This is a genomic window from Bradyrhizobium sp. SZCCHNRI3052 (assembly GCF_032484895.1).
GTDB lineage: Bacteria > Pseudomonadota > Alphaproteobacteria > Rhizobiales > Xanthobacteraceae > Bradyrhizobium.
The window spans coordinates 24,026-39,008 of the sequence record NZ_JAUETW010000005.1 but is presented as its reverse complement, the minus strand read 5'-3'; the positions used below and the strand labels follow the sequence as shown (position 1 = coordinate 39,008).

General features: G+C 61.9%; 11 protein-coding genes. 2 read left to right on the top strand and 9 right to left on the bottom strand.

What is annotated here, in order from left to right; all coding sequences use genetic code 11:
* Positions 1 to 45 precede the first annotated feature (45 nt).
* The 3 genes from QW887_RS15985 to QW887_RS15975 are packed head-to-tail and all read right to left on the bottom strand — an operon-like array spanning position 46 to position 3,780.
* Positions 46 to 1,458 (bottom strand): mannose-1-phosphate guanylyltransferase/mannose-6-phosphate isomerase, encoded by a 1,413-nt coding sequence (locus tag QW887_RS15985; RefSeq protein WP_316167188.1) that lies wholly within the window; start codon positions 1,456 to 1,458, stop codon positions 46 to 48.
* An 11-nt stretch (positions 1,459 to 1,469) separates the two neighbouring features.
* The gene (locus tag QW887_RS15980; RefSeq protein ID WP_316167190.1) at positions 1,470 to 2,486 is read right to left on the bottom strand and encodes an NAD-dependent epimerase; all 1,017 of its coding nucleotides are present in this window, start codon (positions 2,484 to 2,486) and stop codon (positions 1,470 to 1,472) included.
* 10 nt (positions 2,487 to 2,496) lie between these two features.
* Positions 2,497 to 3,780, bottom strand: coding sequence for a nucleotide sugar dehydrogenase (locus tag QW887_RS15975; RefSeq protein ID WP_316167192.1), 1,284 nt, complete (start codon positions 3,778 to 3,780; stop codon positions 2,497 to 2,499).
* A 186-nt stretch (positions 3,781 to 3,966) separates the two neighbouring features.
* On the opposite strand from QW887_RS15975, the gene QW887_RS15970 reads away from it, so the two are divergent.
* Positions 3,967 to 4,929: a lysylphosphatidylglycerol synthase transmembrane domain-containing protein gene (locus tag QW887_RS15970; RefSeq protein ID WP_316167194.1), complete on the top strand. Its 963-nt coding sequence runs from the start codon at positions 3,967 to 3,969 to the stop codon at positions 4,927 to 4,929.
* 4 nt (positions 4,930 to 4,933) lie between these two features.
* On the opposite strand, the gene asnB is transcribed toward QW887_RS15970, so the two are convergent.
* The 6 genes from asnB to QW887_RS15940 form a co-directional block, all read right to left on the bottom strand.
* Entirely contained in the window at positions 4,934 to 6,898 is a 1,965-nt protein-coding gene (asnB, locus tag QW887_RS15965) for an asparagine synthase (glutamine-hydrolyzing) (RefSeq protein WP_316167196.1), read from the bottom strand.
* Positions 6,899 to 7,009: 111 nt separating this feature from the next.
* Complete coding sequence (locus tag QW887_RS15960) at positions 7,010 to 7,732, bottom strand: class I SAM-dependent methyltransferase (RefSeq protein WP_315758401.1); 723 nt, start codon at positions 7,730 to 7,732, stop codon at positions 7,010 to 7,012.
* Position 7,733: 1 nt separating this feature from the next.
* Complete coding sequence (locus tag QW887_RS15955) at positions 7,734 to 8,993, bottom strand: class I SAM-dependent methyltransferase (RefSeq protein ID WP_316167245.1); 1,260 nt, start codon at positions 8,991 to 8,993, stop codon at positions 7,734 to 7,736.
* 5 nt (positions 8,994 to 8,998) lie between these two features.
* On the bottom strand, positions 8,999 to 9,898 hold the full coding sequence (locus QW887_RS15950; protein ID WP_316194689.1) for a sugar nucleotide-binding protein: 900 nt from the start codon (positions 9,896 to 9,898) through the stop codon (positions 8,999 to 9,001).
* Positions 9,899 to 9,987: 89 nt separating this feature from the next.
* On the bottom strand, positions 9,988 to 11,865 hold the full coding sequence (locus QW887_RS15945) for a hypothetical protein (protein WP_316167197.1): 1,878 nt from the start codon (positions 11,863 to 11,865) through the stop codon (positions 9,988 to 9,990).
* Between the two features lie 271 nt (positions 11,866 to 12,136).
* Positions 12,137 to 14,080 carry a hypothetical protein gene (locus tag QW887_RS15940; protein ID WP_316167200.1) on the bottom strand — a complete coding sequence of 648 codons (1,944 nt, stop codon included), beginning with the start codon at positions 14,078 to 14,080 and terminating at the stop codon, positions 12,137 to 12,139.
* 306 nt (positions 14,081 to 14,386) lie between these two features.
* Between QW887_RS15940 and QW887_RS15935 the strand changes: the two genes are divergently transcribed.
* The gene (locus tag QW887_RS15935; RefSeq protein WP_316167201.1) at positions 14,387 to 14,923 is read left to right on the top strand and encodes a WbuC family cupin fold metalloprotein; all 537 of its coding nucleotides are present in this window, start codon (positions 14,387 to 14,389) and stop codon (positions 14,921 to 14,923) included.
* The last annotated feature ends 60 nt before the right edge of the window (positions 14,924 to 14,983 follow it).

Here is a 14,983-nt window from a genome sequence, read left to right as displayed (position 1 = left end):
GGGGCTATCTAGCACGGCTCGCGTGATTCGCGGCGAGACCCCGCCCTACTCGCGACGGTAATCGTCCTCGATGCGGATGATGTCGTCCTCGCCGAGATAGGACCCGGTCTGGACCTCGATCAGTTCCAGCAGGATCTTGCCCGGGTTCTCCAGCCGGTGCACCGCGCCCATCGGAATGTAGATCGATTCGTTCTCGTGCACGGTCTTGACCGTCTCGTTGATGGTGACCCGCGCCGCGCCGCGCACTACGATCCAGTGCTCGGAGCGGTGATAGTGCTTCTGCAGCGACAGCCGCTGGCCGGGCTTGACGATGATGCGCTTGACCTGGTGACGCTCGCCATTGTCGACCGACTGATAGCTGCCCCAGGGCCGATGCACCTTGATGTGCGCCTCGGTCACTTCGGGCGCGACGGTCTTGAGCTTGGCGACCAGCCGCTTCAACCCGTTGGCATCGCGCTGGCGCGACACCAGCACGGCATCCTGCGCCGCCACCACGACGAGATCGTCGACGCCCTCGAGCGCGACCAGCGCCTTGTCGGTGACCACGTTGCAGTTGCGGGAATCCTCGAACACGGCGGTGCCGCGCGCGGCATTGCCCTGCCCGTCCTTGTCGGACAGTTCCCAGACCGCATGCCAGGAGCCGACATCGGACCAACCGCACGACACCGCCACCACGGCGGCACGTTCGGTCTTTTCCATCACGGCATAGTCGATCGAGATCGGCTTGGCCGCCGCGAAGGCATCGGAGTCCAGGATGATGAAGCTGAGGTCGCGGCCGGCCTTGGAGACAGCGTCGATCACCGTCTGCACGCTGCCCGCATCGAACTTGCGGTATTCATCGAGCAGGACCGATGCGCGGAACATGAAGTTGCCGCTGTTCCAGAGATAGCCTTCGCGAATGTAGCGCTCGGCGGTCGGCTGATCCGGCTTCTCGACGAACTTCGCGACGGCCCGCACTTCCCCGGATACCGATGCACCCGGGCTGATATAGCCATATTCGGTGGCCGCGCGCTCCGGATTGACGCCGAAGGTGACGATGCGGCCGGCCTCGGCGGCAGCGAGCCCCTGCCGGCACGCCGCGAGGAAGGCCGCAGTGTCGCGGACGACGTGATCGGCCGCGAGTGCCAGCACGACAGCGTCCTGATGGCGCGACTGGGCGAACGCAGCTCCGGCTGCGATGGCCGGGCCAGAATCACGCCGCAGCGGCTCCAGCAGGACGTCGGCCTCGATGCCGATCTCGGCCAGTTGCTCGAGCACCATGAAGCGATAGGCCAGGTTGGTGATGATGATCGGCCGTTCGAACAAGTCGGCATCGGAGACGCGCAGCAGCGTGTCCTGGAACGTGGAACGGGCGCCGAACAGCGGCAGGAACTGCTTTGGGCGAACCTCCCGCGAGGCCGGCCACAGCCGAGTCCCGGCGCCGCCGCACATGATGAGAGGAATGATGCGTCCGGTCATGAATCAACCCGTTAAATTCGGTGATAGTCGCGGTACCATTTCGCAAAACGTCCGATGCCGTCGGCGGTCGACGTCGCCGGCCGGAAGCCGATGTCGCGTTCGAGGTCGCTGACATCAGCATAGGTCGCCTCGACGTCGCCGGGCTGCATCGGCAGCATTTCCCTGATGGCCGGCCGCCCAAATTCCTTCTCCAACAACGTTATCACGTCCATCAGCTGTTCGGGATGATTGTTGCCGATATTGTAAATCCGCCATGGCGCCCGGCTGCTCGACGGATCGGGCCTGTTTCCATCCCAATCCGGGTTTCCCTGGGGCGGGCGGCCGATCAGGCGGACGATGGCCTGCACGATGTCATCGACATAGGTAAAATCACGCCGCATCCGGCCATGATTGAACAGCTTGACCGGCCGTCCGGCGAGGATGGCCGTGGCGAAGATGAACATCGCCATGTCGGGCCGGCCCCAGGGACCGTAGACGGTGAAGAAGCGCAGACCGGTCGCCGGCAGCCGGTACAGATGGCTGTAGGAATGCGCCATCAGCTCGTTCGCCTTCTTGCTCGCCGCATAGAGGCTGATCGGATGATCGACATTGTCCTTGACCGAGAACGGCAACTTGGTGTTGGCGCCATAGACCGACGAGGACGAGGCAAACAGCAGGTGCTCGCAGCCGTGATGGCGGCAGCCTTCGAGGACGTTGATGAAGCCTTCGAGATTGGCGTCGACATAGGCGTGCGGATTTTCCAGCGAGTAGCGCACGCCGGCCTGAGCGGCGAGATGCACCACGATGGGAAAGCGATGCTGGGCGAACAGCGCCTTGATGCCGGCGCGGTCGACGAGATCGAGCTTGTGGAAGGTGAAGCCGGGCTGCCTCTTGAGAATGTCGAGGCGCGCTTCCTTCAGCTTCGGATCGTAATAGGCGTTGATGTTGTCGATGCCGACCACCTGCCGTCCCTCGGCGAGCAGCCGCTGCGATAGGTGAAATCCGATGAAGCCGGCGGCGCCGGTCACGAGGATGGGATGATCTGCCATGGTCGCTCCGTCAGGGTCGCCACAGTTCGATGGCGGCGGGTTTGCTCGCGCGGTCGAGCTTCATCTTCACGTCGAGCACGAGGCCGCTCTCCTCGCGCAGCAGGCCCTGCACGAGAGCCCAGCCTCCGGCGAGATACTGATCGTGCGACACGGCCAACACCACCGCGTCGGCTGGGCGCAGCGCCTCGATCGCCGTCAGGCCGATGCCATACTCCTCGTGCACCGCCGCTGCATCGGCGAGGGGATCGGCGATCTGCACCTCGACGCCGAACGACTGCAATTCGCTGATGATGTCGATCACCCGCGAATTGCGGATGTCCGGCACGTTCTCCTTGAACGTCATGCCGAGAATGGTGACTACGCCCCCCCGGCCCTTCCGCCGCAGCAATCCGCGGATGCATTCGCGCGCGATGCGCCGGCCCATCTCGTCATTGATGCGGCGGCCCGCCAGGATCACCTCGGGATGGTAGCCCGCCTTCTCGGCGCGGTAGGTGAGGTAATAGGGATCGACGCCGATGCAGTGGCCGCCGACCAGGCCGGGGGTGAACGGCAGGAAGTTCCACTTGGTCGCGGCAGCCGCGAGCACGTCGCCGGTATCGATCTCCAGTGCCTGGAAGATCAGCGACAGCTCGTTCATGAAGGCGATGTTGAGATCGCGCTGGGTGTTCTCGATCACCTTGGCCGCCTCGGCGACCTTGATCGAGGGCGCGCGATGGATGCCGGCGGTGACGACCGAGCCGTAGACGGCGGCGACGATCGCGAGCGTCTGCGGATTCTGTGCCGAGACCACCTTGGTGATGGTCTCGAAGCGATGCGTCTTGTCGCCGGGATTGATGCGCTCCGGCGAATAGCCGACGTTGAAATCCGTCCCCGCCTTCAGCCCCGAGCAGCTCTCCAGTAACGGGACGCAGTCTTCTTCCACGGCACCCGGGTACACGGTCGACTCATAGACGACGATGTCACCGCGTTTCAGAACGGCTCCCACCGTGCGCGTCGCGGCCAACATGGCGCCGAGATCGGGCCGCCGCGCGTTGTCGATCGGGGTCGGAACGGTGACGATGAAAAAATCGGCAGTCGCGATATCGTCCGGCTCGCTGGTGAAGCGCAGGCCCGGCCGGCGCAGATCGGCCGCATCGACCTCGCAGGTCCGGTCCCTTGCGTCCTTCAGCTCCGCGACCCGGACCGCATCGATATCGAATCCGATCGTGGGCCAGCCTGTCCGCGCGAACGCAGCCGCGACCGGCAGGCCGACATAGCCAAGGCCTATCACCGCAATCTTCCGGCCATGAGACATAAATTGATATTCCGGTCGTTTCGGAGGCCATTGACGCCACCCCTGCGACTGTTTAGCCACCGGGGCATCAGGACCGCAAGGGGCGGCTAAGGCTCCCCTCGACCGGGGTCCGGCCTTGCCAGGACGGGAGTTGCGCGTATCGCACTCGGCTTGGACCGTTTCAACCAAGAGCGAAGCCAGCCTGGCATGCGTGCGTTTTTGATTCTTCTCCTCCGGATCGTGGTGTCGCTGGCCCTGCTGTATCTCGCTTTGCGCGGGATCAACTTTGCGGCGATCCGCGAGCGGCTCAGCCAGATCAACATCGGCTGGATCGGGCTGGCGGTAGCCATCACGCTGGTGCAGATCTTCATCGGCGCCCTGCGGTGGCGCGAGATCTCCGCGCTGTGCGGCGCGCCGCTGACGGACATGCAGGCGTTCCGCTACAACATGATCGGCGCCTTCTTCAATCAGACCCTGCCGTCCTCGATCGGCGGCGATGCCGTGCGTCTCTGGCTGATCGGGCGCACCGGCGCCGGCTGGCGCGCGGCCAGCTACTCGATCCTGACCGACCGCGCCGTCGGCTTCATTGCGCTGGCGCTGATCATCGTCGCGAGCCTGCCGTGGAGCTATGGCATGATCGCTGACGAGCACGGGCGGCTGGCCCTGGTGCTGGTCGACGCCGCCGCGCTGGCGGCCGGCGTCGGCTTCCTCACCATCGGCCATCTGCCGGCCAAATGGATGAAGGCGTGGTGGCCGACGCGCCACGTCTATGCCTGCTCGGTGATCGCGAACAAGGTGATCTTCGGCCGGAGCACGGCTGCAAAGATTGCCGCGCTGTCGCTGTCGATTCACGTGCTCGCCGTCGTCATCGCCTGGTGCGCGGTGCGCTCCATCGCGGCGCCCGCGGCGTTCGAACAACTGTTCCTGCTGACTCCGCCGATCATGCTGATCACGATGCTGCCGATCTCGATCGCCGGCTGGGGCGTTCGCGAGGCGACGATGATGGTCGCGTTCGGCTATGCCGGGCTCGCTCCGGCCGACGGCACGGTGGTCTCGATCCTGTTTGGTACGGTCTATTTCATCATCGGAGGCATGGGCGGCGTGGTGTGGATTTTCAGCGCCGAGAAGGGCGCAGGCCGACTGGCCGTGCCGGCAATCGCGGAAGACTGAACTATTAGGGACGGGCCCACGCGTCGTACCACGCCTCGGCCATCAGGACGTTCCACAGCCAGTAGGAATGGTTGTGGCGCCGGCTGAGATGCTCGTCGAACATGCGTGTCACCCGGATCGGATCGAACAGGCCCTGCCGCTTGAGGCGAGCCGGTGACAGCAGGTCTGCGGCCCATGATTTCAGCGGGCCGCGCAGCCACGTATCGAGCGGAATGCTGAATCCGGTTTTCGGCCGATCGATCATCTCCGCCGGCACGTGCCGGTACAGCACCTGACGCACCAGCCATTTGCCGCGCCCATCACGGACCTTCATCCGAGGAGGAACCCTCGTTGAGAACTCAACGACGTCCTTGTCGAGGAAAGGCACGCGTGTCTCCAGCGCCACCGCCATCGCCGCACGATCCAACTTCTGCAGGATGTCATCGCTTAGATAGCTCAGGGCATCGGCGAGCGTCATGCGATCGAGCGGATCGAGCTGAGCAGTCAGCTGCATCTCATTCTCTGCCCAGCTCGGACGCTCCGCGCCTCCCATCACCGTTGCGGCCGGATCCTGGTCGATCGAGCTCAGCGTCCGATACAGCGCATCAAGGCCATCGGCGGCAATGATGCGCCCGAGCTTGGCGACCTGGTCGCCGGCATGGCGGACCTTCCATCGGGCCGGCAACACGGGCTGTAGGGCGTTGAGAATCGTATCGGCCGGCTCCGGCGCTAATGCACCAAGCGCGGCACCGATCGCACGCCGCAACGGCATCGGCAGGAGGCCGAGACGCGCCTGCAGCCCCCCGCCCCAGACATGGCGGTTATAGCCACCGAACAATTCGTCACCTGCATCGCCCGACAGCGCGACGGTGACATGCTGGCGCGCCAGCTGCGCCACCAGATGGGTCGGAATCTGTGAGGAGTCGGCGAACGGCTCGTCATAGATGCGCGGCAGCTTGGGTACGACGTCCATGGCGGTGCGGGCATCGACATAGAGCTCGGTATGATCAGTGCCAAGATGTTGGGCGACCCTACGCGCGTCCTCGGCCTCGTTGTATCCGCCCTCGGCAAAGCCGATGCTGAAGGTGCGGACCGGCCGGCTGGCCTGCGCCTGCATCAGCGCGACGATGGTCGAGGAATCCACGCCGCCGGACAGGAACGCACCGAGCGGCACGTCGGACAGGCACTGCCGTTTCACGGCTTTGGATAGAAGCTGCTCCAGCCGTTCGATGGCCTCGCTCTCACCGCTGATCCGGTCGCCCTGCGCAGCAACGACATGGTGGCGCAGCGACCAGTAAAGCTGCGGCTCGAACCAGGTCCCGGGCGCAGCATCGGCAGGGAAGCCGACGTACGAGGCCGGCGGCAGCTTGCGTATCCCCGTCCAGATCGTGGCCGGCGCGGGCACGCAGGAGAAGCGCATGAATGCCGTCAGCGCCGCGCGATCTAGCGCTGGTGCCCATGACGGATGCGCCGCCAGCGCCTTCAGTTCCGACCCGAACACCAGATCGGCGCCGCTCCAGCCATAGAACAGCGGCTTCTCGCCAAAGCGATCGCGCGCCAGGATCAGGCATCGTGCCCCGGCGTCCCACAGCGCAAAGGCGAACATGCCGACCAGGCGCTCGAGCGCGGGCTGGACGCCCCATTGCCGGATGGCGGCAAGCAGCGTTTCGGTGTCGGAATGGCCGCGCCAGTTCGGCGCAACGCCGCACGCCTCCAAGTCGTCCCGAATCTCGAGATGGTTGTAGATCTCGCCGTTGAAGGTGATGGTGTAGCGCCCGCACGAGCTGCGCATGGGCTGGGCGCCGGCCTCGGAGAGATCGAGGATCGATAGCCGCCGATGACCGAAGGCGATGCCGGCCTCCGCAAGGATAGATAGTCCCCACGCGTCCGGCCCCCGATGAGCCAGCGCTTCGGTCATCCGCCCGGCACAACCACCAAGTACACTTTCATTGGCGCCGCGAGGGCGAAAAAGGCCCACTATGCCGCACATAAATCGGCTCTTTCGGGCACGCGCAAGCCGCGGATCCTCGATAAGGACTTCTTTAATAGCCCCGATCCGCCGACAAATCCGACGGCTGCGCTGAGCGGGCAGGACTTCACACTACAGACCCTTCTTGCCGGTGCAGAGCGCGGCAATGTAATTGGCCATCTTATGAAAACCAGTGTGGATGACCTCGTCGTTCATACTAAACATGAACACGTTGTGGAAGTAATCCTCCAGCAGACGCCGCAGATCCGGACCGGTCTTGCAATTAATGTGACCGATCCTTGACTGAGCGGATGCATAGGGCTGGCTCTCAATGGACGGCATGCCGATAATCGCCGCTCCGTTGGAATCCAACGAAGCGAAGGCATTAGATAGGAATAGGCGCTCCTTGGCGGGCTCGATATGTTCGAGCACGTCGAGCGCGTAAACGGCATCGTAGTCCCCAGGAACGGGCCCATCGAGCATGTCGTGAACGAAAGCTTCGAACTGCCAGCGCGGCGCCATGCGCTTCTTTGCGTCCTCGATAAACACCGGATCGAAATCGATCGCGGTCATCTTGCCGACCTCGGCCTGCACGATGCGGGTCCCAAAGGCGTCGCCGCAACCGATTTCCAGCACCTTCTCGCGTCCCGAGAACATCTTGGACACGAACTTATAGCGGGACAACCGAAACACGAGGTGCTTCGGGTCCTCGTGCCAGCTCTGGCTGCCACGTAGCCCGAGCGTCTCGTATCCCCGCTCGGACGCAGCTTCGACCATGACCTGATACTGGGTTTCCTTGGTCCTCTTGTCCTCCATGAGCGTACCCTTCCCCAACGCTGATCCGATCATTGCCATCTTAGATCCTCACATCCCCGTCCTCGCCTACGACCCGGGTCTCGGGACACAACACAATGAAATGGCCACCCTTGCTGAGGTATTCCTGGTTGGTCTCAATGATCTTCTTCGAGTGCACCCAGGCCAGGATGATCGTGTAGTCCGGCATCCGCTTCACGAGCTCCGCCGTGGGCACAACCAGATTGCCGTCCCCGGAGGCGTAGCGTCCAACCTTCTGCGGATGATCATCCACGATGTAGTCGATCTTACCGGAAAGCCCCATCTGGATGATCAATGTCGGGCCGCTACGCGCCGCGCCATAGCCGGCGATGGTGGCGCCCTGCGCTTTTAGCTTGGCAACGAGCTCGGCTGTGCGGGTCCGCAGTTCCTTCACCTTTGCACCGAAGGCGTGCAGCGTTTCGAGCTTGTCCAGCCTGCGCTCGGTCTCAAGGGCGACGAGCTCGCGGACGGAGTCCTGAACTGGGCGTGCGCTGCCCTTTAGCTGAACGGTGCCGATCAGCGAACCGTGCTGAATGGCTGCACGCTCCACCGCGATCAACTGCAGCCCGTGACGGTCGAGGAACGAGATCAGGGGCTTGACCGAATGATGGCTCAGATGTTCGTGGAACAAGGTCGCGATCAGCATGCCGTCGACGATATCGAGCAAATACTGAGCCTCGAAGAAGAACAGACCGTCGGGCGCCAGCATTTCCCGCACGCAGTCGACCATCTCGCCCAAATCGTCGGCATGTGCGAAGACGTTGAACGCACAGATGATGTGGGCGGGACCGTGCTCCTCGCGGATCTTCCTGGCGAGATCCCTGGTCATCAGCGAGGTGATGGTCGGAATACCGGCATCATTGGCGCGTTTGGACGCATCTGTCGCCGGATCAATGCCGAGCACACGGTAGCCGGCGGCCTTGAACGGCTTCAATAGCGAGCCGTCATTGCTGCCGATGTCGACGACCAAGGCACCGACCGGCGCGGCCGCCGCCCTCACGGCTCTGGCAGCGACGTTCTGGAAGTGCTCCGGCATGCCTTTGGCATCGCCCGAGAAATAGGTGTAAGAATCCCACAGGGTCTTGGGATCGATGATGTCGACCTGTTGGACGTGGCCGCAATCCCCGCACATGAAGACATCGACGGGGTAGCGCGGCGCGCTGGCCGCCATAGCCCGATCGTAGGAGTAGTTCTCCGACAGCGGGATCGGCGAGAGCTCGACCACCCGCTCCACATTGCGGGACCCACACAGCCGGCATGTCTGGCGTCTTGTCACGGTCATCGCATTCAAGCCTTCTGTGCCCGGTAGTCAGTGATGAGGTCCTCGACCAGTGCGTCGAGCGGTTGCGGCGTGACGCCGCACAACTTGGTTGTGCGCTGCATGCCAAGCCCGCTATAGGTCGGCTTGAATGCAATATGGATGCCTTTTGCGGTCGCCGTCGTCGGCCGGATCATGTCGGGGTCGACACCGAGCCGTCGGGCGAGCTTAGCAGCAAAATCGACGTAGTTCACGTTCTCCGCGCCGGAGAGATGCAGGTTCCCGGCGACGCGCTGTTGGCCGATTTGCGCCAAGGCCTCACCCACGAATCGCACCGACATCGGCGCAAAGACCAGATCGGAAAAAGGCTCGATTGGCTGGCCCTTTTCCCAAGCCGAGAACCACGCTGGCAGAGGCGACACGCCCGCATTCATGATCTTGGTGAGACGAATGATATTGAGGCGATCCAGCGCACCCAGCCGCTCCGCGGCACCACGCACGACGATCTCGCTGTCGGACTTCTGCTTCGCGTAGGCGATGCCCGGTTGATGCGGGTCATCCTCCTTCGGCCATGGCAGCTCGCCACCGAAGACGGAATTGGTCGAGATGTAGGTCACGAACAGGCCTTGCTCCAACAGCGAAGCCACCGTGCGCGGGATCAGCTCGACGTTGATGATCCGAGCCATCGGATCCTTTTCGCAGCGACCATAGTTGGTCGCGGCCGCGATCAGGAAGGCATATTGCACACCAGGCGGAGCGATGAACGGCGCCTCGCTCTCGAAATCGAGCAGCACACGCTCCGGACCGACCGTATCCGGCCGCCGTGTGGTCTCAAGGGCGGTGTGCCCGCGCTGGCGCAACGTTCTGACAACACTGCCGCCGACGAGACTGTCGCCCCCGACAACCAGAAATGCTTGCTGATTGCTCATTATATCGCCTCGCCGCGGCTTTTCCCAGCAGCTGTCGAAAGATCGTGCTTCATCTCCGGCAAAATCCCTTTTCTCATCGGGCCTGTCACTTAGACGCGATCAGCGTTCCGGCTCCGCCTGGATAGCGACAACATCGCGCTACTGCAATAATCTGGGCAACGAGCCGACGCCGCCCCTCGCATCAAAATGTTGTATAACATCATCACAGTGGCCCACACACACCAGCAGTTCACGGCGACAACGACCATAGGCAACTTCTGAATGGATGAGGGCCGAAGAAAACGAAAAAAGAGCCTTTCGATTAATCTCAGCTTCCGTTTGAAACGACCGCCGACGAAACGTCCTTCCACTCGGTAGCCGATCCAGTTCGCAGGTAGGACCTCCTGAGTGTATCGCGAAAGCTCGCTAGAGAAATTGCTTCGTTCGAGCTCGGAGTTCTGGTGCTCGATGAATACTGCCAATTGGCCCCCGTGTGCCAAATGTCTATCGGCGATTTCGAGCCACTTCCTGAGCTGACGGATGTTCGCTCGATAGATGTGAATCAGGATACGGTCGTAGGCCTTGTGCGGACCTTCCTCGCCCACCGAGTTCGGCATCTGCTGGATGTCAATCGGGAGCCGCCCCGGAAGATAACGCGCCAGTGAGCTGTCAGCAGGACAGATCAGCAGGACTCGCCGCGGCTTCACCTGGATGACGTTCGCTACCCAATCGAGCACCAGGCACGAATCGAGCCAGAGGTGATTCCAGATACGAACATCCGGAAGTCGTCCGGTATATACCTGCGCCACGCGCAGCATCGCGTGATAACGTCCGACCAGATCCGTTCTCTTCCGAACCTGCACATTCCGCTTTTCGGGATCGAGAACCTCCGGAGGCCACGTCCATTTGCCAGACAGCGAGAACTTCAGGGAAGCCCAGGCCTCCAGGCCAGACGACCAGTACTCATGCCCCTCATGTGGCACAGCATTCGGCGTCATCCTCGACGCGACATCGGCCATGAACTCTCGAGCAAGCGCCTTGACTTCCGGCAACGCTTCCCCACCGGGGCCGCTGCGGAAAACGAGATCGACCTGCGCACAACGCCGATGTTCGCTGGTAGTCCAACGCGACAGTTCGGTTGCGATGCTGCCGACGCTCTTAATGCCGCAGCGAAGCAGCGCCTGCTCCTGCGCTTGCGGCTGCAGCTCCAACATGAAGAAATCGTCCGAATCGTCCATGAAGCCGATCTTGCCCGACGGAACCAGCTCCGGGACAAAGCCATAGTCGCAATAGGAATTCACGGGCGGCATCGGCACCTCGGGCTTGATAGCCAGCATAAAGATGAGGTGGTACCGAGCCAGCAGGGTCGCCTCATCAACCTGCCAATACATCTGGTTGTGGGTTTCGCAACTGACGAACTGCTGGGTCACGGTCTTCGCTACAGCCGTCGGATGCAAGTTCTCGAACGCGAGTCGCACCATCGAGCGCGGTGGGACGGCCAGGCAGTGCCCTTCGTCAGAAAGCGAGCTCGCCAGAATTGGCAGTGTCGGCTCCGCGGACGCACGTAAGGACGGCGCCATGATGCACGGATACCCCTCTCCTAGCTTGGATATGGTCGCGCGCAACGAACCGTCGGCCAGCACGAAGTCGGAGTTCATGAAAATAAAGTGCGTATTAGTTTGTTCTGGCCCGCTATCCATGATGCCGCGCGCGTAAGCGAGTGTCAGGGTCACACCATAGATACCGGTCGTGATCAGATCATCGATGAGAATGAACCGAACTGGACATAGAGCCCGCACCCTTTCCATGATCGCGAGTTCGAAGAAATGAGCCTGCCCCTCGGTTGAAGTCAGAATCAACATTTCAAGCTCGGTCTGGCCGGCAACATAGGGCAGATTTCCCGGCGCAAGATAGGACGGCAGTGAAAGCCTGACGAACTCGTCAATGTACCGAGTTCCCCAGATCACCGTCAGAAACTTGACTTTCATCGCTGCCCTTCAGTCCGGTCGCGTACCAACAGATCGTCACAATTAGCCGATGTGGGCGCCAAAGACTCCACTTTGCGAGATCGAAGGCAATTCCAGCCCACCCGCCGCGGTTGTAGTCCAAGCAGAAATCCGCAGCAAACTCTAGCCAGAAAGTGGCACAAATCTACCCGAATCAACATGCCGCAAAATTGGGCCGTGCGGAAGTAGCGCCGGAGCTGGTTAGCCTATGTTATGATACCCGCGATAGCAAATCCCGATGCCGGCAGCGGTTCTAACTCCGCAGCGACCGCGATCCAGAACTGGTGCGGTCAGCCGACTGCGCAGTGAGAATCCGTTTGGACAAGGACAGCAGCAAACTGCTACAGTGCGCGGGAAACCTCGCTTGGTGGCGGCGCATCCGAAAATTGTTCAGCGTCGTCATGACTGCAAGCAGGCCCCAGGCAAGCGCGGCTCCCGCCGTCATCGGCAGCCGCCGCAGGGAAACCGGCCATAAAAAGCGGTAAACTCCACGTTCGGCGCAGCGAAGGACGTATTTTATTTCACCGCCTGCGAATCGGGCGCGACAGTGGTAGTTGATCCAGTCCTTCGGCAATAACTGGTCGGCAAAGTACGGCAGTTCGCCAGAAAGATTCCCTCCATCGAGTTCCGGATAGCGATGCTCGACGAAGACCGACAGAACACCGTCCGGACCCAACCGTTTTTCAGCCGCCCGCAAGGTGTTCGCCATTCCGGCGACTCCCTCGCGGAGAACATGAATGAGAATGTCGTCGTATATAGCCTGCAGCTCGGGCACGGACGGTGTTGCGTCGCGAGTAACTCCGGAAATTAGCGCGGCCTCAGAGCAAACATCGATCGGGAAGTATAGTGGCAGCGCAGCGGCCAAAGGGCTGGCCGTACTACAGACGAGGAGCGTACGCGATCTCGATCGCGCCTGGACCTCGGCAATCCAAACCCGCAGCAAACACGAATCCAGCCACTGATAATGCCAAATCGGGACGTCAGGGAGACTGCGGCTCTGTCTCCTCATCCAGCCAATAAATTGGCTGTAGAGCCGAAGGATGGCGGATTTCAGGTCTCCCGCCTTGCCTACCGAGCTGTCTCGGCTGTCCAATTCCGGCGGCATTACGACAGTCTGGTGAGCAACGGCGAATCTCAACGATGCCCAATACTGAACGCCGGCGAGCCAATACGGATGGTTAACGTGGTCGATTGGTTCACGCGTCATCTTCGATTTCAGCTCGGTCATGAACTGCTCTGCGCGTGCGCGAGCCCGATCCAGTTCCGGGCCGGGATCTCCGGAATGAAAGACAACATCTACTTCGGCGAAGCGCCGGTGTTCGGCTGTGGTCCACTGACAGAGCTCGGCCGCGATTGTGTCCACGCTGGCTTGACCGCCCTTAACAAGGTTACGCTCGGAACTCGATGATTGCAGCTCGGCAACGAAGAATTCGTCGGAGTTACCGAGCAACGTGAATCTCCGCGACGGGACCAGTTCAGGCATGAAGCCATAGTCGCTGTACGAGTTCAGCGGCGTCAGCGGTACCTCGGGCTTGACCGCCATCATGAAGATCAGGTGATGGCGACAAAGCAATGTCTCGTCGTCCACCTGCCAGTAGATCTGGGTATGGCTGGTACAGGTGATGAGGCCCTGGGTGATGGTCTTGGCTGTCACGGTCAGATGCAGGTTGTCGAGGACGATGCGGACCAGATCGCGCGGTTTGAGCGTCAGCTCAAATCCGTCCGGCGAGAGCGCCTTTACTAGAGATGGCAGAGCGGTCTCCGCGACTGCGCGCAAGGATGGCGTCTTCACGCAAGGATGCCCCTCGGCGATCTTGCTAACGAGTGTTCGCAGCGATCCGTCTGCCAGCACGAAGTCCGAGTTCATGAACACGAAGCAGGTGTTGGTCTGTTCGCTGCCGCTGTCCATGATGCCGCGCGCATAGGCTGCCGTCAGAGTCACGCCGTACGCGCCGCCGGCGATCAGATCATCGATCGGAATGTAGCGAACAGAGCAAAGCGCCTTCAGCCGGGCCATGATCGGCTGCTTCTCGAAATGCGCCCGCCCTTCGGCAGACGTTAGAACGACGACTTCCAACTCGTTCGCCTCGGCCACCCAAGGCAGATTTTGGGGCGACAAATAGGAAGGGAGCGAGACGCGGGCGAACTCGTCGATATACCGAGCCCCCCATATCACCGTCAGAAATTTGACTTTCATTCCGTAAAAGCGCCTCGAAAAGCCTTCGTGCGACGGACTTGACACGCCTTCCGCTTGGCACGCGCAGCGAACGCCCGCCCTCGCTCGGTCACGGCAGCCAGGACCAACGCTCCATTTTCCAGGCAAGGTAAAGCAGAAACGCCGGTCAAACTCTAGCAAAACTCCGCATCGCGACGTTGCAGTGGACCCAAAAGTCCTTTATGCGGGCGGGCTAAAGCTCCGACCACCGCACGGCCCGGGTATCCTTCCGGGACCGCGCCATCGCCGGGGAGCTGTGGACAAGTCAGCGCATTTCTGGACGAATGCATGGACCAGCCGGACCACCGATTGCGCGAAGTTTCGCCCGAGGTGCTGTACTCGGATGGCGGTTTCCTCGGTGTCGACGACAGAATCGTGCAGCTATTGAAGAACAAGGCGGCGAAATCGCCCCGGCGGCGCTGCCGCCTTTGTTTTCACGCATCGTCGGACGATCTGCAACAGGAGATGCTGATCGTCATGCACCGCTCCTCCTATGTGCGCCCTCACCGTCACCTGCGCCGTTCCGAAACGTTGGCGGTCATTGAAGGAAACTGCGAGACGCTCCTGTTCGACGAAGATGGACAGCTGACGGAACGCCTGCCGATGTCGGCCGCGGCCGAGGGCGGCCGCTTCTTCTACAAGATGCCGCCGGGCATCTTCCACACCTTGATATTCCGCTCGGAATGGCTGGTGTTCCTGGAAACCACGATCGGTCCATTCGATCCGACCTCCAGCGAAGCGGCGAGCTGGGCTCCGCCGGAAACCGACCCGGCGGCCGGGCATTCGTACCTCGCCGGTCTTGAATCGGCTGGTGCCAGCCGGTAGTGGCCGCTGTTTACTCATGCCGCCAAGTCGGGCATCTAGCTACGGTCGTTAGAAGTCTCT